This is a genomic window from Clostridium malenominatum (genome assembly GCF_039521365.1).
Classification (GTDB): Bacteria; Bacillota; Clostridia; order Clostridiales; family Clostridiaceae; genus Clostridium_AW; species Clostridium_AW malenominatum.
In genome coordinates this window covers 534453-559498 of record NZ_BAAACF010000001.1, presented here as the reverse complement: position 1 = coordinate 559498, position 25046 = coordinate 534453, and the positions used below count along the sequence as shown (strand labels likewise).

23 protein-coding genes are annotated in these 25046 nt (G+C 29.9%); 2 read left to right on the top strand and 21 right to left on the bottom strand.

The genetic code is table 11. The annotated features are described in order from the left end of the window. Positions 1-24 precede the first annotated feature (24 nt). A complete protein-coding gene (yunB, locus tag ABDZ69_RS02800; RefSeq protein ID WP_343766298.1) occupies positions 25-699 on the bottom strand; it encodes a sporulation protein YunB in 675 nt (224 codons plus the stop codon). A gap of 197 nt (positions 700-896) precedes the next feature. Here yunB and ABDZ69_RS02795 point away from each other — a divergent pair, with 197 nt between their 5' ends. Further along, complete coding sequence (locus tag ABDZ69_RS02795; protein WP_343766295.1) at positions 897-3245, top strand: transglycosylase domain-containing protein; 2349 nt, start codon at positions 897-899, stop codon at positions 3243-3245. 28 nt (positions 3246-3273) lie between these two features. Here ABDZ69_RS02795 and spoVAE read toward each other — a convergent pair whose 3' ends face one another. The 7 genes from spoVAE to ABDZ69_RS02760 form a co-directional block, all read right to left on the bottom strand. Then, positions 3274-3636, bottom strand: a complete 363-nt coding sequence (gene spoVAE / locus ABDZ69_RS02790; protein WP_343766292.1) for a stage V sporulation protein AE — start codon at positions 3634-3636, stop codon at positions 3274-3276. Between the two features lie 3 nt (positions 3637-3639). Next, positions 3640-4662 carry a stage V sporulation protein AD gene (spoVAD, locus tag ABDZ69_RS02785; protein WP_343766290.1) on the bottom strand — a complete coding sequence of 341 codons (1023 nt, stop codon included), beginning with the start codon at positions 4660-4662 and terminating at the stop codon, positions 3640-3642. Positions 4663-4692: 30 nt separating this feature from the next. Beyond that, positions 4693-5148 carry a stage V sporulation protein AC gene (spoVAC, locus tag ABDZ69_RS02780; protein ID WP_343766288.1) on the bottom strand — a complete coding sequence of 152 codons (456 nt, stop codon included), beginning with the start codon at positions 5146-5148 and terminating at the stop codon, positions 4693-4695. Positions 5149-5226: 78 nt separating this feature from the next. Further along, on the bottom strand, positions 5227-5985 hold the full coding sequence (gene sigF, locus ABDZ69_RS02775; protein WP_343766286.1) for an RNA polymerase sporulation sigma factor SigF: 759 nt from the start codon (positions 5983-5985) through the stop codon (positions 5227-5229). A gap of 9 nt (positions 5986-5994) precedes the next feature. Next, a complete protein-coding gene (spoIIAB, locus tag ABDZ69_RS02770) occupies positions 5995-6423 on the bottom strand; it encodes an anti-sigma F factor (RefSeq protein WP_343766284.1) in 429 nt (142 codons plus the stop codon). Between the two features lie 21 nt (positions 6424-6444). Further along, positions 6445-6780, bottom strand: a complete 336-nt coding sequence (gene spoIIAA / locus ABDZ69_RS02765) for an anti-sigma F factor antagonist (protein WP_343766282.1) — start codon at positions 6778-6780, stop codon at positions 6445-6447. Between the two features lie 129 nt (positions 6781-6909). Continuing rightward, positions 6910-8670 (bottom strand): Eco57I restriction-modification methylase domain-containing protein, encoded by a 1761-nt coding sequence (locus ABDZ69_RS02760; RefSeq protein WP_343766279.1) that lies wholly within the window; start codon positions 8668-8670, stop codon positions 6910-6912. A 79-nt stretch (positions 8671-8749) separates the two neighbouring features. Here ABDZ69_RS02760 and pdaA point away from each other — a divergent pair, with 79 nt between their 5' ends. After that, complete coding sequence (gene pdaA / locus ABDZ69_RS02755) at positions 8750-9763, top strand: delta-lactam-biosynthetic de-N-acetylase (protein ID WP_343766276.1); 1014 nt, start codon at positions 8750-8752, stop codon at positions 9761-9763. A 51-nt stretch (positions 9764-9814) separates the two neighbouring features. Here pdaA and ABDZ69_RS02750 read toward each other — a convergent pair whose 3' ends face one another. From ABDZ69_RS02750 to ABDZ69_RS02690, 13 genes are all read right to left on the bottom strand, one after another. Next, on the bottom strand, positions 9815-10534 hold the full coding sequence (locus ABDZ69_RS02750) for a WecB/TagA/CpsF family glycosyltransferase (protein WP_343766273.1): 720 nt from the start codon (positions 10532-10534) through the stop codon (positions 9815-9817). 1 nt (position 10535) lies between these two features. Further along, positions 10536-11189, bottom strand: a complete 654-nt coding sequence (locus ABDZ69_RS02745; protein ID WP_343766270.1) for a sugar transferase — start codon at positions 11187-11189, stop codon at positions 10536-10538. Between the two features lie 11 nt (positions 11190-11200). Continuing rightward, positions 11201-12754 (bottom strand): murein biosynthesis integral membrane protein MurJ, encoded by a 1554-nt coding sequence (gene murJ, locus ABDZ69_RS02740; protein WP_343766268.1) that lies wholly within the window; start codon positions 12752-12754, stop codon positions 11201-11203. Next, complete coding sequence (locus tag ABDZ69_RS02735) at positions 12751-13869, bottom strand: glycosyltransferase family 4 protein (protein WP_343766266.1); 1119 nt, start codon at positions 13867-13869, stop codon at positions 12751-12753. The genes murJ (ABDZ69_RS02740) and ABDZ69_RS02735 overlap by 4 nt, the downstream gene beginning before the upstream one ends. Beyond that, positions 13856-15106, bottom strand: coding sequence for an O-antigen ligase family protein (locus ABDZ69_RS02730; protein ID WP_343766264.1), 1251 nt, complete (start codon positions 15104-15106; stop codon positions 13856-13858). The genes ABDZ69_RS02735 and ABDZ69_RS02730 overlap by 14 nt, the downstream gene beginning before the upstream one ends. A 98-nt stretch (positions 15107-15204) precedes the next feature. Then, positions 15205-16236 carry a glycosyltransferase family 2 protein gene (locus ABDZ69_RS02725; protein ID WP_343766262.1) on the bottom strand — a complete coding sequence of 344 codons (1032 nt, stop codon included), beginning with the start codon at positions 16234-16236 and terminating at the stop codon, positions 15205-15207. Positions 16237-16248: 12 nt separating this feature from the next. After that, positions 16249-17652 carry an O-antigen ligase family protein gene (locus ABDZ69_RS02720; protein WP_343766259.1) on the bottom strand — a complete coding sequence of 468 codons (1404 nt, stop codon included), beginning with the start codon at positions 17650-17652 and terminating at the stop codon, positions 16249-16251. Positions 17653-17687: 35 nt separating this feature from the next. Beyond that, complete coding sequence (locus ABDZ69_RS02715) at positions 17688-19031, bottom strand: ABC transporter substrate-binding protein (RefSeq protein ID WP_343766256.1); 1344 nt, start codon at positions 19029-19031, stop codon at positions 17688-17690. Between the two features lie 24 nt (positions 19032-19055). Then, a complete protein-coding gene (gene murJ / locus ABDZ69_RS02710) occupies positions 19056-20600 on the bottom strand; it encodes a murein biosynthesis integral membrane protein MurJ (protein ID WP_343766254.1) in 1545 nt (514 codons plus the stop codon). Between the two features lie 14 nt (positions 20601-20614). Next, the gene (locus ABDZ69_RS02705) at positions 20615-21718 is read right to left on the bottom strand and encodes a glycosyltransferase (RefSeq protein ID WP_343766252.1); all 1104 of its coding nucleotides are present in this window, start codon (positions 21716-21718) and stop codon (positions 20615-20617) included. 27 nt (positions 21719-21745) lie between these two features. After that, complete coding sequence (locus ABDZ69_RS02700; protein WP_343766249.1) at positions 21746-22486, bottom strand: DapH/DapD/GlmU-related protein; 741 nt, start codon at positions 22484-22486, stop codon at positions 21746-21748. 3 nt (positions 22487-22489) lie between these two features. Next, positions 22490-23593: a Gfo/Idh/MocA family protein gene (locus tag ABDZ69_RS02695; RefSeq protein WP_343766247.1), complete on the bottom strand. Its 1104-nt coding sequence runs from the start codon at positions 23591-23593 to the stop codon at positions 22490-22492. A gap of 54 nt (positions 23594-23647) precedes the next feature. After that, positions 23648-24964 carry a nucleotide sugar dehydrogenase gene (locus ABDZ69_RS02690; protein WP_343766244.1) on the bottom strand — a complete coding sequence of 439 codons (1317 nt, stop codon included), beginning with the start codon at positions 24962-24964 and terminating at the stop codon, positions 23648-23650. Between the last annotated feature and the right edge of the window lie 82 nt (positions 24965-25046).

The following is a 25046-nucleotide window of genomic DNA, read 5'->3' as shown; positions in this document are numbered from 1 at the left end:
TAGAAGGCAATTAACCTTTAAAAGTTAATCGCCTTCTATTGCTTTTAGTCTAAATCCTGCATTATCAATTCCCAAATCTATAGCTGTTTGAGGAACTTTTCCTACAATAATAGTTTCAGATATAGGTATTTCACTATATACCTCCACATCCTTACTTCTTACAGGCATCATTATTCTTAAGTTGCTCCTAACCTTTATATATATTTTATGCCTAGTTTGATTTATTCCAGCACTTTCAAAATCTGAACTATACTTTGTTTCTATATACCCTATAGGTCTCATTTTCACAGTAAAATCCGGTCCAAAATATGAAAGTAAATTGTTTTTAAATACAAATCCTGATGGAATTTTTATTCCTATCATTCCTATTTCCCTTAATTCCTTTTGTGATTCAATGGCAACATCACAAGCTACCTTGTTCATTTTCAAAGTATCTGCTTTCACTAATGATATATTGCCCTCATTATCTTTTTCTATATTTATTATATCTTCATATTTAAAATTATCGGAGCATACTTTAATTGTAGTACTATTTATAGTGTCAATTACCTTTCCCCTCATTTCTCCGTCTGCTACATTTAATACAATTGGAGTTATTATACTATCAAAAACATATATAAAAACTGCAAAGGATATAATCGTAAAAGATATTACAAAAAAAATTATATATTTAGCTCTTACCCTTTTAATATTCCTCACTCCTCTTAAACCTGTTTAATTACATATATTTATGATTCCTAAGAAATATTCTCATATTAAAATATTCTTTAAGCTCTTATTTCAACGGAATCTCCCAAACATTACATATTGTTATAACTATTTTATTAAAACTCTATTTTATGTTATAATAATAAAGAAATTGACCTTTTCATTTTTTCATATTCAGGAGGATAACTATGAATAATAATAATAACAATAAAGCGAAGGCAGGTAAAAAGAAAAAGAAAAACCGACGTAAAATTATAAAAACTACTATAATAAGCTTGTTTTTAGTATTTTTGTTTGCATCTGTAGCACTCCTTGGAGTAGGTCTTGCAATGATAAAAACCGCTCCCCCTTTGGATGTAAATAAGGTATTAAGTTTAAACGAGCCCTCTGTTATATTTGATGATAAAGAAAAACTTATGGATACCGTTGTGTCTGATACTAGTAGAACCTTGGTTTCTTATAAAGATGTACCTAATAATTTAGTAAATGCCTTTATAAGTATTGAGGATGAAAGATTTAAAACTCACAATGGTATAGACATAAAAAGACTTTTTGGAGTTACCGTAAGAAACGTTTTGAATAAGCTAAGTGGAAGTAATAAATTGCAAGGTGCATCCACTATTACTCAACAGCTTGTAAGAAACACTATGCTATCAAATGAAGTTAAAATAAAAAGAAAAGTACAAGAAATATATTTAGCATTGCAGCTTGATGATGTATTATCTAAAGAACAAATTTTAGAAGCTTATATGAACACAATACCTTTAGGAGGCCCTGCTCATGGTATAGGAGCTGGTGCAAGGCAGTATTTTAATAAAAGTGTAAAGGACTTAAACTTAATTGAAAGTGCGTTTATTTCTGGTCTTACGCAAAGTCCATCTACTTTTTATTTTGCTGTGACTTCCGGAAAAAACTCCTCTTCTTACATGAATAGGACAAAGTCTGTACTAGGAAAAATGCATGATCTTGGATATATTACAGGTGATGAATATAATAAGGCCATAGAAGATTTAAATAACAATAAATTAGTATTTAATATTAATACCGCTGTGGGTACTAAGCTTAAATATGAATGGTTCTCAAGGGAAGCTATAAAGCAAGTAAAAAAAGATTTAATAGCTCAATATAAAATAAGTAGTGAAGAAGCTGACAAGATGTTAACTTATGGTGGTTTGAAGATATACACAACCATGGATAAAACTCTTCAAGATTATACACAAACTACCCTTAACAACTTAGATAGTCTACTTGGTATTAAGTCTAAGACTAATAATAAAATATCTCAACCTCAGTCCTCTGCTACCATAATGGATTACCATTCTGGTGAAGTTAAAGCATTGATTGGGGGAAGGGGAGTTCAACCCCCTCTTTCATTCAACAGAGCTACAGAGTTTTATAGAGCCGTTGGTTCAAGTATAAAACCTCTTACAGTTTATGCACCAGCAATTGATATGAAGATTGCTACAGCTGCATCAATTTATCAAGATGCTCCTGTACCTGCAGAAATAGGAAAGTTTTATCCTGTAAACGGAGCCCCTTATAGTCCTATAAATAGCCCTAATGTATACGAAGGAAATATGACTTTAAGAGAAGCTTTATTAAAATCTAAAAACGTAATTTCTGTAAGAATAGAACATCAAGTTGGCCTAAAAAACGCTGCTAGCTATGGAAGAAAATTTGGTTTAAAGCTAGAAAAAAATTCTGATGAAACCAGTATGTCTGCTCTTTCCTTAGGACAGTTAACAGGAAAGGCTGGAGTTAGTGGTACTAACACCTTAGATATGGCTGCTGCCTTCGGAGTTTTTGGAAATAGCGGTATGAGAGTTGAGCCAATTATATATAGAAAAGTTGTGGATAGAACCGGAAAGGTACTTTTAGAGCCTAAATATACTTCCTCTAAAGTAATATCTCCACAAGCAGCTTATATAGTATATGATTTATTAAAAGGTCCTGTAAGCTATGCCCCTGGTGCTACAGGTTCTAGTGCAAACTTTGGTCCTATGGCAAGAGGTAAAACAGGAACTACAAATGCTTCTATAGACCTTTGGTTTACTGGACTTACTCCTTACTATTCTGCTGCAATTTGGATTGGTAAAGACGATCACTCAAGTTTTAACGCCAATTATGAGTTTGGAAGATATATAGGCAGTAATGATGCTGCAAAAATCTGGGGAATACTTATGAAGGAAGCTCATAAAGATTTACCTTATAAAGAAATTGCTAAACCTTCTGGAATAGTAGAAGCTCAAATATGTACTATATCCGGAAAATCACCTAATATCCTTTGCCCTAAAGAATCAATTAAGACTGAAATGTTTATGGAAGGCACTGTTCCAACAGAATTATGTGACGTTCATAAGGAAGAAGAAAAGCCTGTAAAAGAGGATGACTCTGAAGATAAGGATAAAGAAAATAAGGATAAGGATAAAAACAAAGATAAGGGAAATGGAAAAAAAAACGAAGATGATTTATTAGAAGATGATGAAGATTTAGATAATACTGATTCAAACACTAATAGTGAAGCTTCTACTAATTAAAAAGTAATATACCCATATTTTGGGTATATTACTTTTTTGTTTTTGGATCAAAAATCAATGCCATTATATATCCAAATAGTATTGCTGCGGTTATACCGCCTGCAGCTCCTTTTATTCCTCCAGTAAAAGCTCCAATTAACCCCTTTTGGTCCACTTCCTTAATAGCTGCTTTAGCTAAAGTAAATCCAAATCCCGGAAGAGGTACTGTAGCTCCAGCTTTTCCTATATCTACTACATAATCATAAATATTAAGAGCTCCTAATATAACTCCTAATGTTACAAAACTTACTAATATTCTTGCTGGTGTAAGTTTTGTTTTATCGATTAGTATTTGAGCTATTACACAAATAATTCCTCCTACAATAAAAGCATTTATATAGTCTCCTATCATAAATTACACCCCTCCAGTACCATATTCTATTGCCACTGCATGGGCTATTCCAGGTATGCTTTCTCCTTGCAAGGAAGACGTAGTACTTAATAACGCCCCTGTAGAAACAACTAATATCCTTTTAAATTTACCGCTTAACATATTTTTATAAAGATATCCACAGTATACAACAGCAGAACATCCACATCCACTTCCACCTGAATCTGTGCCCTGTCTTTCATGATCGAATATTTCTTCTCCACAATCTATGTAATTGCTAGAAATGTCATAACCGTAGTCTTTTAACAATTCTATGGTTATTTGCTTTCCTACCTTACCTAAATCTCCAGTTGCTATTACATCATAATCACTAGGGTTTCTTCCTGTATCTTTAAAATGACTATATATGGTGGACACAGCTGCTGGCGCCATGGCTGCTCCCATATTATTAGCATCAATTATGCCATAGTCTTTTACTTTACCAACGGTGACATAGGTTACATAGGGATAATTTCCTTCTCTACCTAGTACTATAGACCCTGAACCTGTTACAGTCCATTGAGCAGTGGCAGGTCTTTGACTTCCAAACTCTAAAGGATATCTAAACTGTCTTTCTGCTGAAGAAAAATGAGATGACGTAGCAGCAACTACATAGTTTGCAAAGCCACCATCCATAGCCATTGAAGCTAGTGATAGAGATTCCGTCATAGTAGAACATGCCCCATATAGGCCAAAAAAGGGAATATTCATATCCCTTGCCGCAAAACTAGACGAAGTTAATTGATTTAATAAGTCTCCTGCAAATAAAAAATCTATATCTTCTTCCTTTAATTTAGCCTTCTTTATACTTTCAGTTACTGCTGTATAAAGCAACGTACTTTCTGCCTTTTCATAACTTTCTTCTCCAGCTAAATCGTCACTTATTACCTTATCGAAATAATCCTTTAAAGGCCCCTCTCCTTCCTTTGGTCCAACAATACTAAATGCAGATATAATTCTTGGTTTACTATCTATTCTAATAGTCTGTTTTCCAACTTTTTTAATCACATTACCACCTCATCAAATAGTTCTACGACTCTATAGCATTTTTAGAAAATAATATACTAATCCAACTATAACAGAGCTACTTATTCCATATACCAGTACAGGCCCTGCTATGGTAAACATTTTAGCCCCTACTCCAAACACATATCCTTCTTTTTTAAATTCTATAGCAGGGGATACTATAGAATTAGAGAATCCCGTAATAGGTACAACAGTTCCGGCTCCTGCAAAGGTAGCAATTTTATCGTATACTCCAAGTCCCGTAAGAAGGGCTCCTATAAATACCATTATTATTGATACATAGGTACCAACTTCCTCCTTAGGTATTCCTTTACTTAAAAAATAATTATTAAAAAACTGTCCAATACAACAAATGATCCCACCTACAATAAAAGCAAAAAAACAATTTTTTAGTGTACTATATTTAGGTTCAATTTCTGTGGATAGTTGTTTAAACTTTTCTTTAATTTGTTTTTCATTAGCTTTCATAATTTCACCCCTTAAACAAATACTATTTATATTCTGCTCATAAACCTTTTTTTAATGCAAAAAAATAGGATATATGTTTTATCCTATTTTTAGCTTATCTTTCATAGATTTTAATACTCTTTTTTCAATTCTAGATACTTGTACTTGACTTATTCCTAGCATTTTAGCCACTTCTACCTGGGTTTTATCTTTAAAATACCTTAACATTATTATCTGCCTGGACTTTATATCTAACTTGCTTAAAGCTTCTTTTAAAGCAATTCTATTTACTATCTCAGTATCTTCTTCATAGTCCTGACTTATTTTATCCATGAGCATTATAGGAGAACCGTCATCTTGATGAATAGTGTCGTACAAATACTGCATATTGTTAACTGATTCAGATGCAAATATTATATCTTCAGTTTTAACTCCTGAGTATTCAGAAAGCTCCTCAATAGTAGGTTCTCTGTTAAGTTTTTTTGCAAGTGCTTCTTTATCATAATGTAATTTCCTTGCAGTATTTTTTATACTTCTGCTAACTTTAATTATTCCATCATCTCTTATAAATCTTTTTATTTCTCCCATTATCATCGGAACTGCATATGTAGAGAATTTAACACCATAACTGGAATCAAAATTATTAATAGCCTTAATTAATCCCATAGAACCAATTTGATAAATATCCTCATACTCATACCCTCTGTTTAAAAACTTTTTACTTACAGAAGAGACTAAAGGCAAATTCATCTCTACTAAATAATTTAAAGCATCTTTATCTCCATTTCTAGCTTTTTTTATTAGCTCTACGTTATCATCATAATCGTAAGTTGCGTTTTTTACCCTTTCTTCACTCATTTTTTCCACCTAACTTAAGGATTTAAAAACTTTTTTCATTGTGATCTTAGTTCCCTTACCTTTCTCTGATTCCACAATTAAACTATCCATAAACGATTCCATAACGGTAAACCCCATACCCGATCTCTCTAAATCCGGCCTAGAAGTGTATAATGGTTGCATAGCTAAATCTATATTATCAATACCTGCCCCATTGTCGCTAATTATCACAGTTAATTCTTTATCCTTTATATAGGCTTCCACTTTTATTATTTCTCTTCTATTTTCATATCCATGAATTATTGAATTTGTAACTGCTTCAGACACAGCAGTTTTAACATCAGTCAGCTCGTCAATTGTAGGATCTAATTGTGATGCAAATGCTGCTACTGCCACTCTAGCAAAACTTTCATTTTCAGATTTGCTAAGAAATTCTACCTTCATCATGTTATCGTACATTATCTTTTCCCCCCGTTAAAATTAAATATTTTCTAATGCTTCTTTATTGGTATTGTATAGTTGAATTATCTTAAACATTCCCGATAACTCAAAAACTCTTTTTACAGAATCACTTACATTTGTTATACATACCTTACCATTTTTACTAGCTAGTTTCTTGTATCTACCTATTACTACACCTATACCTGAACTATCCATAAAAGAAACATCAGAAAAATCCATTATAAGCTTGGTTATATCTTCCCTGCTAAGCCTATCATCTATTTTATTTCTTACTTCTTCTGCACTGTGATGGTCTAGTTCTCCCATCATATAAACCAATAGCTTATCCTCTTTATTGTCAAATTTTAAGTACATATTTTTCCCCCCAGTTTATATTATTTGTCCATATTTTTCATATGCATAATATAACTATTCTACATATTACATATTTTTCCTCTTTTTCCTTATTAATTACATTAGATATTATTACCAATAAAATAATTTTTATACATAATCTTCTCCAATTATTTTAATTTCTTCTTCGCTAAAATCGAAATAGTTATAAATATCTTCTTCATTATTATTTTCTATAGGAAAAATTTCAGGAATAAATAATTCCATAAGAGTATTGGGATAGTATTCGTACAAATCTTCCCCTAACTTTTTACCAAAACATTGAAAATAAAACTGGTAGGTTCTGCTATTCAAAATCCTTAAAAGAAAGTTATAATCATATTTGTCAATATCTTTTAATTTTATAGAGTATATATCTGCACTATAATAACTTCCTAAATCTAAAGCAAACTTATTTTCCTTAGACTTATAAGGGAATATTATTTTTTCTTCTTCAAATATAGATGATTTCCTTCCCCATTGAAGCTCATACCATTTTCTAACACCCTTCTTACATTCCCTTCTTTTTATTAAAATTTCTTTATATGGTTCCAAATGTTTTTTTATATTAGGAAAATTTTCAATATTTTCTTCTTTATCTAAATAAATTATAAATTTTACCCCATTATCTACTTTATATTTATCAATATTACTACTTTTTATCCAAGGTTTTATTATATCTTTTTCTAAATTATTCTTTTCTATATAATCTGAATTTACAATAAAAGCTTTATCGCAACCTGTAATTATACCTTGGTTGCTTTCACAAATTTCTTTTAGCTTTAAGTTACATTTATTCTCAATCTTTTTCACTATATTTAATTCATTTTTCTCTATTAGCAGCCATCTTTCAGTATTTAATTCCTTGCTAGTTAAATAAAAACTATTAAATTTTTTCTCTTTTCCTAAGAATAGATATTTAATAAACTCTTCTTTACTTTTTCTACTTTTAGGTTTGATAATATTTATTGAATAATCTAAATCTATCTTTCTTCCTTTTACCTCTAAAAATAATATAACGGGATCTACTCCAATATTTTTAAAGGGTCTTATTCCATAAAAGTCCATAATTTTATTTATTTTATAATTATCAACTATGTACTTTCTAAGTCCCTTTCCATTATGTGCTTCAATGAAATACCTTGAAGTAACAAAGGTAACTTTTCCATCTGAGGAACAATTCATTAAAGCTCCTTTAAAAAAAGTATAGCTTAAATCTCCTTTATCTTTGAAAACCTCTCCATATTTTTCTTTAAGGTTTTTTGAATACTCTTTATCTATAGTTTTATGTCCAACATAGGGTGGATTTCCAATTATAATATTAAATTTCCCCTCTTCTTCTCTCTCTAAAAAGTCCTCACATTTAAAATTACTAGGAAAAACAACATTGCTTACCATGTATAAATCAATGCAAAGTACCTTTATAGCAATTTCATCAATATCAATTCCAAATATATTATTTTTAATTATGTGTTCTTTTAAATTTGAATCATTTAATTTAATGTTATTTTTTATATTTATTTCATCTAAGTTTTCCTTATATAACTCATATAAACACTTGTATAAGGGAATTATAATATTACCACAGCCACAAGAAGGGTCTAAAATTTTAATGAAGGGATTATTTATTATTTCTTCTAATTTTATTGTGTTTTTTATCATATAATTTGATATTTCTAAAGGGGTGTAAACAACTCCATTATTTTTATTATCTTTTAATATAGTTAAATATTTTTCACCAAAGTTCTCTTCTTTAGACATATAAAATAATTGTTTATATTTCATAACAGCTATTTCCTTGAATATATAGTCTATAGGTTGTAGAATAATATTATATAATTCCTCAATTTTTTTTATAAATAAATCTAACATTTTTCCTCTCTCCATCGTATTAAAGTATATAAGTTAGCAAATTAACTAAAGTATAACATTAATGGTAGGTGATTTAAAGTTGAAAAGAAAAAGAAAAAAGAAAAGATCTTCTCTTGGTTTAGTTTTATTAGTGCTTATATCGGCTTCTGCCTTGGGGGCATTTACCAGCAAAATAAACCAATTTAGAAACAGAACTGATAAGTATAATAACGATAAATCCATAGTTGTTACAGATAAAAAAGATGATGCTAAAAATGATGCTATTCTTGTAAAAGAACCTGAAAAAGCCCCCGTGAAACCTAAAGTAGAGGAAAAGAAACCAGTGGATAAAAAACCAGAGGAAAAGAAGGATACTTCTCAAGATACAAAAACTACTACTGGAACTGCTAATCTAGGTACAAAAGAACGTGATTGGTTTTATATTATTAAAAAGGATGGTACTCCTTCTGGCATCCCTGATGATGTAGCCCAAATAATAAAAAAACATGGCGGTTATTATTTAGGTAATACAGAGGAAAAAGTTATATACTTAACCTTTGACCAAGGTTATGAAAATGGATATACTGGAAAAATCCTAGATACATTAAAGGAAAATGATGTTAAGGCTACCTTCTTTTTAGTAAAGCCTTATATAACTAGCAACAAAGATTTAGTAAAGAGAATGGTAGATGAAGGTCATATAGCAGCTAATCATTCTGACACTCACCCTTCCATGGCTCAGAAGGCTTTAAAAGGCAAAGAAGCCTTTGAAGCAGAATTTACTGCTACTGAAAAAGCTTTTGAGGATTTAACTGGAAAGAAAATGGCTAAGTTTTTCAGACCACCTATGGGTAAATATAGCGAATTATCCTTAGAATACACTAAAGAGCTAGGATATAAATCTATATTTTGGAGTTTCGCTTATAACGATTGGGATGTTAATAAACAACCAACTCATGAATATGCAAAAAAAGTACTACTAGAAAGAGCTCACAGTGGTGGAATATATCTATTACATTCAGTATCTAAAACTAACGCTGAAATTTTAGATTGGTTTATCAAAGATGCTAAATCTAAGGGATATAGATTTGCATCCTTAGAAGAATTATCTTAAATATATTAAGAGGCTATGCTTTTAAAAGCACAGCCTCTTAATTTTTATTAATTATTTATTTTTCATAACTTTGATTAAAAACTCAGGAATAGAAGATAATCTCTTTATTCTCCAAGGTTCTTTACTTACTCTATAAAACCATTCCATTCCTATATCTATCATCCATTTAGGAGCTCTTTTAACTTCTCCAGCAAATACATCAATGCTTCCCCCAACTCCCATGAATATACTAGAATTTATACTTTTCATGTATTTACTAATAAAAATTTCTTGTCTAGGGCAGCCCATTGCAACAAACAAGGCATGAGGCTTTAAATTATTAATTTCTTCTAGGATTTCTTCACAATTATTCAAATCAAAAAAACCATTGTGACATCCTAATATCTTTAAGCTAGGATATTTAATCTTTAAATTACCTATACATTTATTCAATACTTCTTCTTTAGTTCCTAATAAATATATCCCTTTACCTTCCCTAGAACACTCTTTTATAATCTCTTCCATTAATTCAATTCCTGCAATCTTTTCCATTACAGGAGATTTGACTATCTTTGATGCTATAACAGTGCCTACACCATCTGGTATTATTACTGAAGACTCTCCAGTGAAATTATTAAAAAGCAACTCATCTTTTAAACCATTACTCAATACTTCAGGATTACCAGATATTATATGAACTTTATTAAAGCTTTTTATATAATTTAGAAGTTCCTCTTTATTTTTATTAAATATCTTATATCCTAATATTTTAGTAAAAGTTTCTTTTCCCAATTTAAAATGCTCCTTCTCTTTTAAATACTGAAAATACAGTTTTAAATAATATTTTTATATCATAAAATACTGAGAAATTTTGAATATAAGTTAAGTCATAATAAATGGTCTTCCCAAGTTCAATTTCTCCTCTTCCGCTTACCTGTGCAAGTCCAGTTATTCCCGGTGGTACTAATAATCTTTGTCTATATTCTAGAGGATAATATTTAACCACATCTGGTATCTCTGGTCTAGGACCTACTAGGCTCATATTTCCCAGGAAAACATTAAAAAGTTGAGGGATTTCATCTAAACTAGTTTTTCTTAAAAACTCTCCTGTTTTTGTTATTCTACTATCTGATTTACTTTGAAAAACAAAATTTCCTATATCTTCAGGATTTATTTCTAAACTTCTTTTTTTATCTGCACCTACCACCATAGTTCTAAATTTATAGATAACAAAATCTTCACCATTTTTCCCTACTCTAACTTGTTTGAATATAGCAGGCCCCTTGGAGTCTAATTTTATAGCTAAACATATTAGTAAATAAACAGGTGATAATACTATTATTCCTATGGTAGATAAAAGTAAATCCATTATTCTTTTTATAAAAAATTGCCACTTTTTATTATCAATATGTTTTTTCATATCTATTTCTATAATTTTATTTTGCATAGTTTTCCTCCCTAATTTTTATTCACCCTGACCTTTACTAAATTAATAATATATAAAATTTCTTCAATTCTCAATACATATATTATAAGAAAATAAGATAGACTTCCAACTATAAGGCAAGCTACTAAGGAGATTAAGCTTCCCATCATATTCATACCTAAAAACATTATAATTCTATTATTAATAATAAATATTATAACTCCCATTACTGCAGCAGCAAATAAAATTTTTAAAAAACTCTTAAGAATATATATAATATTTATCCCCTTTAGCTTTTTATGTAACTTTAAAAGCATAACTACTGTAATTATAGTTGATGATATAGATGTGGCAAGAGTTAAACCTGACACTCCCATGAGTTTTACTAAAAATACATTTAAAATTATATTTATTATTATCCCAATAAAACTATTTATCATAGGGCTTTTTGTATCATTTATTGAATAAAATGCTTTGTTTAAAATATCTCTTAGTCCATATGCTATCATTGCAGGAGCATAAAACAACAATGCATTGGAAGTTAAATTTACTGCTCTCTCATCAAAGGCTCCTCTTTTAAACAATAAAGTAGTTAGAGGCACTCTCAGTATACTAATAGCTACCGCTGCCGGTATCATTATTATAAATATTACATTTATACCCTTAAGCAAAGCTTTTTTATACTGATACAAATCTTCTCCTACAGCATATTTTGCTAAGGTAGGATAGATAACCATAGCAATCCCTATAGCAAATACTTCATAAGCCAAAGTATTTAACTTATTAGATAAATCTAAAGTAGTAACTGCCCCTTCATATATGTTTGCTGCGAAGGCTCTATTTATAAAGTTGTTCAACTGAATTAAAGATGTGCTTATTATTACTGGCATCATAAGAGAGACCATTTTTATAAGTTCACTATCTTTTAAGTTTATATATGGTTTATATCCATATTCTAAACTTTTATACTTAGGAAGGTTTATAATTAACTGGGCTAAAAAGCTTATTACCGTAGCAAATGCAAAACCATATATTCCATACTTTTCTGTAAAAAAAACTAAATATATGATAAAAACTAGGTTTGATACTAAGGACATAGCTGCTGGCTCATAAAATTCATTATGAGATTGTAGTACTCCTGTAATTACACTCTGTAAGCTTATAAATATCAACGATAAAAGCATTATTCTTATAACCTTCACTGATATATTAAAGTTCTCTATATTATTAGTAAAACCTCCACCAAAGGTTATAACTATATATCTTGATAAAAACATCATAATTATAGTTATAAGTATAGTAAATATACTATAAGAATTTATTACATTATGTACAAACTTATTTCTCTTTTCTCTATCGTAATTACTAATATGATTTGTATTTAAAGGAATAAAGGTAGTAGTTAAACCATAACTCACCGTTGTAAGCAAGTACACTATACCTATGGAAAAATTGTATATATCTGCAGTATAGGTGGCTCCAAATTTTGCAGCCACTAGAGCATCCCTTATAATTGCAAAAATTTTACCTAAAATTATAAATAACATTACCCATAGAGATTTTTTAACAAATTTATCCTTACTCATTTCTTTTCTCCAGCCAATATATGCTTATATGCACTATAATAATTTCCCCAAAAATTTTCTATAGAGTAATTTTTCCATACAAAATTATAAAGGTTTTTACCCATTTCTTCTAATTTGTCTTTAATTAAATAAGCTTCTTTCATCTTATTATAAATATCCTCTTCTAAACGTGGGTCTATTAAAAATCCATTATCTTTTTTTATTATAAAAGGCATGTCTCCAACCTCTGAACTTATAACAGTTTTTCTTACTAAAGCAGATTCTAATACAACCAGTGGTGGCGCTCCCCCTTCGTTAAATGAGGTCAATACACTTATATGTGAAGCATTAAGATAATCTAATACATTATGAACAAAACCTATAAAAATTACTTTGTCTTTAATATTTAATTTATTTACAACTTCCATCAATTCTTCTTTAAGTTCTCCATCACCAAGTAAAAAAAGTTTTACATTTTCATACTCTCTTGATAGCCTGTAAAATGCATTAATTAAACCTATATGATTTTTTATGGGATGCATTCTTCCAATCATTATATATACAAAATCTTCTTTTGAAATACTGTATCTGTTTTTTAATTCCTCTACGCTTATCTCTTGTATATAATCCTTTAATTCTATGCCATTTGGCACTACATATTTCTGTCCTTCAAAACTTTTACTGTTAAGTAAATCTTTTAGATAATCTGATACACATATATAATTATTAAATTTCTTAAGTCCCATAGTAGATAAAGGTGTATATAAATATTTCTTTATTTTATTATTTAAAAAATCATATCTATAGTCGCTATGTATGGTAGCTACTGCAGGTATTTTAATCTTATTTTTAATAAATATATATATAAAATTAGATTTAGCTCCATGAAAATTAACTATATCTATTTTATTTTTTTCAATAAGCTGTAGTAACTTTCCATTAATCATATCTTTTAATCCCATAGAAACTACAGAAATTCCTGCTTCCTTAGCTTTATTATATAATGGCCCATCACCAATACATGCTATTTCACATTTCATGTCTTCAATGTTATTTTTGCATATATTTAATACGTGGTTTCCTCCTCCACCGTTATCATTTCCTGAAATAACTTGTAGTATATTAATAGTAAACACCTACTTCCTCTTCTCTATACCTATTCCCTTCAAACACAGCTATTAATATCCAAAAGAAGGCTATAACTTTAGGGGCCGAAAAGAAGTTATCTATAAGATTCATGATAATAAAAGCTACAAAGGAAGCTAAAAATCCTTTATAGAAACTTTTATAAAATTCATCTCTAGATTTTTTTATAAAGTTTATTAATCTATATATTATAGATAAAACCATGGCTAGGAAAGCTAGAGTTCCAAAAATCCCTAATTCCGTTTGAATTTTTATAAAAATATTATGAGGATGAAAATTTTGTCCTGGATAGTATTCTATTTTATTTTTATATAGTATTCTATATTTTTCATACAAAGCTCTGTAATTTCCATTTCCCACACCTTTAATTGGATGATCCTTTATCATCATTAAAGCTATATCCCAAAGCTTTATTCTAGATAGATTTTGACTTACATCAGTTATTTCTCTTACCCTATTCCACACTTGTGGTATAAACAAAGATACTCCTCCTAATCCAAAGAGCCCTAGGATTATTCTCCAATTATAAGTAAGGGCTAAAATAACACACCCTATAACCAGTCCAACCCAAGCATTTCTTGAAAAACTCAATACTATATTCACTAAAGGAAGTAAAGAAAGTAAAAAATAAATTGTTTTCTTCCTCTTATCTTTCTCTCTTAAAGCAAGCATAATTAAAGGAAAAATGTAAATAACCATGAAGGCTCCTAAGTTATTTGAGTTTTCTAGGGTTGAAAATATCCTAACCATGACTCCATGTTCACTTTGCTGTATATATCCTACTCCTTTAAAATACTCTATTATTCCTATTATATTAATAATAGTTCCTATGATAATATAAAGTTTTAATATATTATCTAAAATTCTTTTTTCATTCAGTTCATACTTTATTATAAAGTATAATGCAATATATGTACCAAATCTAGCTGTTTCTCCTATAGCAATTTTTTTATCTGTAGAATAACTTATAGAAAGAACCATCACTGCTATTAGTGCAAATATAAACAAATCTAAATAGTTAGAAAAAAATCCTTTAAGTCCCTTAAAAAATCTTTTTCTATAATCACTAATTATAACTACCATCAATAGGTAAACAAGTATAATTAATGCTAAAATTATATCTCCATTTAAAGGAATTCCTCCAATATTAAATTTACTAGGTAATATAGGTAGCAATAAAATATAGGAATATAATAAAAGACTAAGTACTTTACTTGCAATTTCCATAATTTCATCCTTCTTTCTTTTATTTAGTCCATCTAAATATTAATTATACATAAAAAAGCACAGGAGTATTGTTTTTTTCAATAATCATGTGCTATTTTTTATCTAGACATCTTTGTATTTTTCTCTAGAGCCTTTTGAGATTTTAAAATATAAAAATTAAATAACCCCTTTAAAAACCCTAATCCATAGCTAAAATGGAGTATGGGAAAAATTAAAAATATATATTTCCAAATGGTTTTATCCTTTTTAATTAGCTTTATTGATGAAAAAACATCTCCAATTATATATAAGGCTAATTCTAAAAACCATAAATATAATATCCATCTATAAATTAATCCCAAAGTTAGCCCTAAAACATTTGTAATTACAAAAGCTGCAGGAACAAGATGCCTAATGGACGCAGTTTTCCCATGCTTTTGCATTACTCTAACCTTCCAAAATCCATATTGATAATATTGTTTCCATAGCTTACTTATAGAGGAACGACTATAATAATATGAGCCTATTTTAGGAGATAATAGTATTCTATATCCGTTCTTTATAACCCTAAAATTTAATTCATCATCTTGATTTCTAACTAGTTCCTCATCAAAATATCCTATTTTATCTAAAACAGATTTTCTATAGCATCCAAAGGCCACCGTATCTACATAGGTTTCTTCTTTAGCATATCTAAAAAGTGCATTACCTACACCAAAGGGCGAACTCATAGCCATGGATATAGCTCTTCCCTTGCTATCCTCATTAATTGTTTCTATAGGACCACCTACACATCCTACTTCATTATTTATTAAAGCTTTTATGTTTTCTTCAATAAAATCTTCTTTTGCATAGGCATGGGCACCGAAAATTATTATAACCTCTGATTTACTAGTTTTTATACCTAAATTCATACCTTTAGGGGCTGATAGACCTACATTATCAAGGAGCTTTACATTCCCATGCATCACTTCATATTCTTTTACTATTTCTCTAGTTCCATCTGTAGACATGCCATCACAAATAAGTATTTCATACAATTCTTTAGGATAGGTTTGATTAATAAAAGAATCTATGCACTTTCTTATATAGTTAATTTCATTTCTACAAGGAACAACTATAGATACTGTTAAATTTTCTCTCTCTTTCATAATCAAAATCTCCTAATTAGCTTTACACTTATTCTTCTTAGATCCTAAATGAACAATCCCAAATAAAATAAATATTACTACTGTACCTGTAATAACACCTTTATGATTAAACTCATTTCCTGTTATTACAGAAAATATAAAATATATAACAATACCGATAAGGGCTCCACTACTATAAGATAAATCCGCCCACGAGGCCTTTATGCAATTAATTATAATTAATACGAATATAATGGCAGCCACTATACCAAACTCTACTCCTATTTGAAGTAGTAAGTTATGAGCATGCTCCAATGGATAAGGCGCTACTATGGCATTAAATCTTATATTCTCTGGCATAAGTAAATATCCTTCAAAAGAAAATCTTTTATATGCTTCGGCAAAGCTTCCTCCCCCTATACCAAAGGGATATTTATTCATAATTATTATATCTGTAAATATTGATTGTAACCTAGCCACCGCAGAGGAGTTATTCAAAAATGAAGTAGAGGTACCTCTATTTATAATATAGGATAACACTGGTTTAGCTAAAAACACTGCTGGTATAGAAGCTAAATACAGTATTTTTCTATATTTTTTACCCATTAAAGATAAAAATATAACCATAATATAAGTGAGCCATGCTCCCCTTGTAAAGGTTAATATTATTGCTAGAGTATAATTTAAAAATGATAAATATATATATAGTTTTTCTTTCTTTGTATTTTTCTTATATAATATCATTTCTAATAATAATGGTAATATGGTAATAAGTATACCAGCAAAAATATTAACATTGTGAAATCCAAAAGTAAGAAATATTCTATTACTTTTTATTGTACTTAAGCTACGTGCTCCTTTCATTAAAAGTTGCAAGTATCCATAAATACAACTAAAGTTCATTGCAGATATTACTGAATAATATACCTTATATTTATCTTCCTTATGAAAATACGTGATGAAAGTCATCATAAGCATTACTGGCGTTAATAATCCTATATAGACTTCCCTTAAGCTTCTCATTATATCTGATGAAAAAAAGCTACTATTTATACACAGTATTAAAAATACCAGTATCAAATATAAAAAGCTACGGTTTAACTTGATTTTAACTATATCCTTAAAACTAAAGATAAAAAGTATAGCTACATATATAGTTTCAAAGGTAATCTTAATGAAAAAGAAATCAAAGTAGCATATTCTTCTTACTGTTGTATAAATAGGAAGCAATACTAAAAATAAAAGTATAGATTTTTTCCTATCTTTAAAAATTAAATATATATTCATTGTTAAAAAAAATAAGGCTGCAAAAAGCATAGCTGCAGTTCTCATTCCTATACTGCTAATCAAAAGAACTGAAACTATGGCAGATAGCAAGAATGATACAGACAGCAGTTTATAGTATTCCTTTAAATTTTTATGTATATATTCAAACATCTGTGTCACTTCTCCAATCATAAATAGCATTATAGCTATTTTTCTATATAATATTTAAAATCAAATCCTTCTTTTTCTACGGCAAATTTGCAATAATTTTTATATTGTTTATTTAGTTCTTCTATTGCTGCATCTACAGTTTTATTTCCTCTTATAGCTTCTAACACTAAGTTTATCTCAGCTCTAGAATTTCTGCTTAAAAATAAGGTAGGGTCATAGCTTTCACTATAATATTTTTCTAAATTATTATACTCTTTATATATATCATTTTTTACTTCTTTACTTTTTAAGTTAAGAGGCATAGCATATCTTGTTTCTAATATTTCTCTGTTAGCATCTTCATTTACTAAAAACTCATATACCTTTTTTACCGCTTCTCTCTTTTTATTTTCTTTAATAGCTTCACTATTCACTACTAAAAAATTAGAATTTGTAGTATAATAATACTTATTTTTTTCTCCCTTATTGGTTTGAATTATATCCTTAATTCCAATATCAAAACTTAGAGGAAGTATATTAGAGAAATAACCCTTATCCTCAAAGGTACTTATCATCATAGCAATTTCTCCCCTATAAAACTCTCCTCTTAATTGATTTTTACTCTTTTTATCAAACTCTTCATCAATAAAGCCTGAATCATAGAGCTTATTATACACACTTAATATGTCTTTTGCACCATTAAAATTGTATTCTCCCTTTTTATAATCCCAGAAGGTTGTGTATAAACTTCCATTATTGACACTAGGCTCTCCAATAGAAATCTTCATATCCTCATATTCCTTAATAGGAAATGCAAATGGAGTCACCTCTGGAAAAGCTTTCTTAATCTTTAAGGCATAGTCTGTTACCTCTTCCCACGTGGTCGGAGGTTTGTTTGGATCTATCCCTGCCTTCTTAAAAATCTCCTTATTCCAAATAAGCTTACCACTATTTTCAAATAGCTTTATACCTAACGCCATATCTTTATAATAAACAACATTGGATTTATCTATATTTTCTAGGTTCATTCCCAATGAATTCAAATCTGCTATTTGATTATTCTTCATCAATGTGCTATAACCATATTCAAACAAGTCTGCCCCATGTCCAGCTGCTAAGGTAGTTCTCAATGCATTATAGTAATCCTCTTTATATTCTTCAAAGATAATATGTATATTATCTTTATTTTCAATATTAAATTTATCTATTTGATAGGATCTAGTAGGAGATATAACACTTTTTTTGGCCCATAGCCTAACAATGGTTTTATCTTTTAATTCTGGTGGTAATGTTGCCTCGTCAGAGGCATAGCTTTTATAGAATTTTATTCTATAAATTGAAGAAGCTAATAGGAACAAAATTACCAATCCAGTATAAAAAATAACTTTCTTATTTTTCATTTATCTTCCTCTCCTAAACACTTCTTATTTTTTCCTTTTTAAGTTTATTAATTCTTTTAGTTCATCTACTTTTAATATTATAAGCATAATAGTATATACACATACACCTATTATGGTAGATATCATTATGTTTACAGCTAAAAACAAATCCCCTTTAGGCAGTATTTTGGAAAGAACATTAAAGCCTCCTCCTACTGCTAAAGCCATAATAAATCCTGATATCATCATCTTTATAAAGCTTATAAAGATTTTTCTGTAATTTACACCCTTTATTCTAACTTTTATTTCAATGAATAATATTAGAGCAAGTATGGTAACAGAAAGAGTGGTTCCCAAGGCCAACCCATTAACACCCATTCTTGGTCCTAAAATTATGATAAAAACTATATTTACTACCACAAGAATAAAACCATTAATCATTGGAGTCAAAGTGTTTTTCATTGCAAAAAATACCTTGCCAAGAATATCCATCAAGGAATATCCTAGGGCCGAAAAGGCTAAATATTTTAAACACATGGAGGTTAGCTCCGTTGAAGTACTATCAAATTTTCCTCTCTCTAATACTAACTGGATAACAGGCTTACTTAAAACTGCAAGTCCAAATATTAAAGGTATTGCTACCATAATAACTAGATTAACAGATTTAATAAATAGCTCTTTAAAGCCTTCCAAATCCTTCTCTGCAAATTTTTCTGTTAGCTTTGGGTAGAGTACTGTGGTTATAGATACTATAAATACTTGATTTATAATAGTACTAAACTTACTTGCATAGTCTATTACAGATATACTTCCTTCCACTAAATTAGAAGCAAAGTTTCTTGCTACCATTAAATTTATTTGAGATACAGCACTGCTTATGAGTATAGGTATGGATAATACAATCATTTTTTTTACATTTTCATCTTTAAAATCAATGTAAAATTTATACTTATAATCATTTCCCATGAAAGGCCTTTGTGTAAAGGCTTGAGCTATAGCTCCTACAAAAACAGAAATAATAGCCGCTGTAAGTCCATATTTATTATAAAAAACTATAAGCCCTATAATTATAACTATATTTGCTGTTATACCTGTTAAAGCAGGTTGAACAAACTTTCCATAAGATTGCAAGTATCCCGTATATAACCCACTCATCCCTAAAAATATTATGGAAGGCATAAGTATTTGAGTTAATGCTACTGTAGTTTTAAAATCTTCTCCTTTAAAGCCACTAGCAAATAATGATACCAGCTGCGGTGAAACAATTATAGCGATTACGGACAATATTATACATACTATAGTTACAATATTTAATACATTATTAAAGAACTTATTCCCCTGTTCCTTATCATTTTTGATATTTGAAAATATGGGAATGAAGGTTGTAACTAAAGCCGCTGCTACAGCACTAAAAAAAACCTGTGGCATGGTACTTGCTGTTTTAAATATATCCGCTTCTCTAGTAGTTCCTAATTGTATTGCAACAATAAATTCTCTTATAAAACCAGTAAGTTTACTTAGTATTAAAAGAAGGGTAATTATCATTCCATACTTCGCCACATTCTTTACATCTTTCTTTATTTCAGCCATAAATCCTCCAAACGCTATTTTAATGCACTATATGCACTAAGTAGCCTTTCTTCACATACTGCCCAATTATAAGAATGATTAACCTCTATAAAACCCTTTTCTCCCATAAGCTTTGTTTCTTCAATATTTTCTGCTAATCTTTCCATTGCAGAAGCTATATCCTCTGGAGAATAGGGATCAACTAATAGCCCACTCCCCGATGGCTCTATTATGTTTCTTATCATTGGGAAATCACTTCCTATGACAACATTTTTTGTTATCATATATTCAAATAATTTAATAGGTTCAGCATTTACATATCTCCAATTATTAGGCTGTAATAATACAAAGCCCGCATGAGAAGACTTTAAGTATTCGAAAACCTCTATATGAGGTATCTTACCAGTGAATACTATATCCTTATTATTTAAATTCTCCCTTATGTATTCCTCACATTTTAGTTTAAAAATTTCACTTTCAAAAGGTCCTATAAATATATATTTACAAGGCACTTTTACTAATTTAATAGCTTCTAAAGTTTTATAGATACCTCTATCTTCCCTTAGCCCTCCTACATAAATAAACGTAGGAATATCATTATACTCTTTTACTATTTCTTTATCCTTCAATACGGGATAGTTAGGTAATAATTGAACATTAGAATGATATTTTTTAAATTTATCTACTAATATATCATTTACAGTTATGATACAATCTGCTTTTTTAGCTAAGGTTTTTTCATAAGTGTATATAACCTTCTCCATCAATCCTTTTATCTTTGGAAAATGTTCTGAAAAAGCCTCGGGATAGTATTCATGAGAATCATAAATTATCTTACTTCCAAAGTTTTTTTTCAGCTTCACAGCCACTTGAAAAGAATCTGGCTCATGGGCATGATAAACCTCTGCTCCTATTTTTTTAGCAATATTATACATATCCTTCATAGGTCTGAATCTATCACGCCAATTTTTTCTTTTAGGAAAACATTTTACTATAACCCCATCCTCTGTAATAAAATCCTTATCCCCAGGAGCTACAATGTAAATTTCATCATATACCTTTTGCAGTGATAATATTTCCTTATAATATATTCTGTTGTCATATACATCATGGCCAGATGTGAGCATACATATTTTCATTTATTACACCTCATAGGTTATTATTAATTATTGATTTTTTAATAGCTGATCTTCTGGAACTTTTCTTAAAGCTTTTGCAGGACTTCCTGCAACCACCATTTCTGAGGCTACATCCCGCGTCACTACACTGCCTGCAGCCACAAAACCATCTTCCTCTATTGTTTTTCCTGGAAGTATAGTTGCTCCAGCTCCAATCCTTCCGCCTTTTCTTATAGTTACTCCTTTAAATTTTCCAAATCTTTCTTTAGATCTAGCTGCGTAATTGTCATTTGAAGTAACTACACATGGTCCAACAAAAACGTAATCTTCCACTTCTGAATAAGCAGTTAAATATACATTAGTTTGGATTTTACAATTAGCTCCTACCTTACAGAAATTTTCTATAGTAGCTCCTTTACCAATTATGGTTCTTTCTCCTATAGTTACATCTTCTCTTACTACAGCTAAGTCTGCCACTAAAGTTTTATTTCCTATTTGGCATCCTGCATAAATTATTACTCCTGCTCCTATTAAACACTCATCTTCAATTATTGCAGGAGATAATTTTCTTTCATCTTTAAAAATGCTGTTTACTGCCCTCATAGGTTCCTTTCCTATGACAGTATTGTCATCTATTCTAATTCTAGCTCCTATTTTGCTTCCTTTTTTTATAACTACATTATTTGCGATGATGCAGTTATCTCCTATAACCGCATCATCTTCTATTATGGTAAACATTCCAATTTCTACATTGTTCCCTATTACTGCTTTAGAAGATACATAATTCATGAATTATTTTCTCCTTTCTATTCCTACCATTTCCATTGTGGAGAAATCTTCTAGCGGGAATTTAACTGGCATTCCTGTAAGTCTTGACTTGTAGGCTGCAAGAATTATAGCCATAGCTCTTTTTCCCTGTTCTCCATTTATTAATGGTTCCCTATCTTCATTAACTGCATCTATGAAATCCTTAAATAAATATGTGTGACCAAAGCCATACACGCTATCTGGATCTTCTCCCTGAGCCTTTAATATTTCATCTTCATTATCTAATTCATCTGCAAATCTCCAAGTTTCTATCTTATTAACTGCAAGGCCACCAATACAAGCTGTTCCTTTTTCTCCAAATATACTTAATGTTTCTTCCAAGTTCTTTGGATACACACAAGCACTTCCTTCTACCATACCAATAGCCCCATTTTTAAATCTTATAATTATAGCTCCAAAGTCTTCACCTTCTATATCCCTTAAGAAAGTATCGCACTGAGCATATACTGTATCTATTTCTCCTCCAAGCATCCATTGCAGTAAATCTATATTGTGGATACATTGATTCATAAGTGTTCCACCATCTAGTTCCCAAGTACCTCTCCAAGGTGCTTGCTCATAATATCCCATATTTCTATTCCAAAGTATTCTAGCTGTGCCGTTAACTAATCTTCCGAATCTATCTTTCTCTACTGCTTCTCTTAATTTTTGAATTGGAGCATTAAATCTATTTTGATGGCTTACACAAAGCTTTACATTATTTTCTCTAGACACTTTAATCATTTCATCTGCGTCCTTCATTGATAGAGCCATTGGTTTTTCTACTATAGCATGTTTGCCTTTATTCATTGAGAAAATAGCTATTTCTGGATGATATCCACTTTCTGTAGCTATGGCAACCACATCTATATCTTCTTTTTCTAACATTTCCTTATAATCTGTGTATACTCCAACAGTCAATGGCGCACCTATCTTGCTTAAGTACTCATCCTTTTCTTTTTTCGCTTTTTCTTCTATAACATCACAAACTGCAACTAGTAGAGCTTCTTCTTTATTATTTACTAAAGCTTCTACGTGTTTGTAAGAAATTCTTCCACATCCTATTATAGCAAATCTTAACTTCTTCACCAAAATCACCTCATATTATATTATAGGATAAGCCAAAATGGCTTATCCTCTTAATTAAAGTTTATATATTTTTTCTCTACCATTTTTAACTTCTTTAGTAGCATTTCTTGTATCGTAAACTAATTTAGCTTTTCCTACTAATTCTTCGTAGTTGATATCACTATGATTAGTTGTGATAACTACTACATCAGCATCTCCTGCTACTTCTCTCCAATCAACAGAATAATATTTTCTTCCTTTGTGTTCAAATTCAGGAATGAATGGATCGCAGTAAGTTATATCTGCATCATGTTTATTTAATTCATCTATTACTTTTAATGCTGGAGATTCTCTTAAGTCGTCTATATCATTTTTATAAGCTACTCCCATTAAAAGTACCTTAGCACCATTCATTGCTTTCTTTTCTCTATTCAATAATTTCATTATGTTTTCTACTACATATTCAGGCATTCTGTCGTTTATTCTTCCTGAAGTTTGTATTAAACTTGTATGGAAATCATACTCTTTTGCTTTCCACTCTAAATAGAATGGGTCTAGTGGTATGCAGTGGCCTCCAAGTCCTGGTCCTGGGTAAAATGCCATGAATCCATAAGGCTTAGTCTTTGCTGCATCAATTACTTCCCAAACGTCTATATTCATTTTATTACAAAGTATTGCAATTTCATTTGCTAAAGCTATATTTATATTTCTGAAGGTATTTTCAAGTATCTTTTCCATTTCAGCTACTGCTGGGGAAGACACTGAATGTATTTCTCCTTCAAGCACACTCTTATAAAGAGCTGCTGCTACTTCTGTACATTCTTCAGTACATCCTCCAACTACTTTTGGAGTATTTTTTGTATTAAAACTCTTATTACCTGGGTCAACTCTCTCTGGGGAGAATGCTAAGAAAAAGTCTTCTCCACATTTAAGTCCTGTTTCTTCAAGTATTGGTTTTAATACTTCCTCTGTAGTTCCTGGATATGTGGTACTTTCAAGTACAATTAACATTCCCTTTTGTAAATACTTAGCTACATCCTTTGTTGATTTTATAACATAGGATAAATCTGGCTGTTTATATATATCAAGTGGTGTTGGCACTGCTATGCAAACAGCATCTACATCTTTTACAAAGCTAAAGTCTGTAGTTGCTTTTAACTTTCCATTTTCCACTATTTCCTTTAAATCTGAATCAACTACGTCGCCTATATAGTTATGACCTTCATTAACCATTTGCACTTTGCTATCTTGAACATCAAAACCTATTACCTCATATCCTGCTTTTGCTTTTTCTACAGCAAGAGGTAAGCCTACATAGCCTAATCCTACTACTCCTAACTTAGCTGTTTTATCTTCCAATTTTTTAATTAATACGTCTCTTATCTGTGACATTTCTATTAACCTCCTAGGTTTTTAAGATTTTCAACCATTAACCATTAAAATTATACACTTTGTTAATAGTTTTGGTCAAACT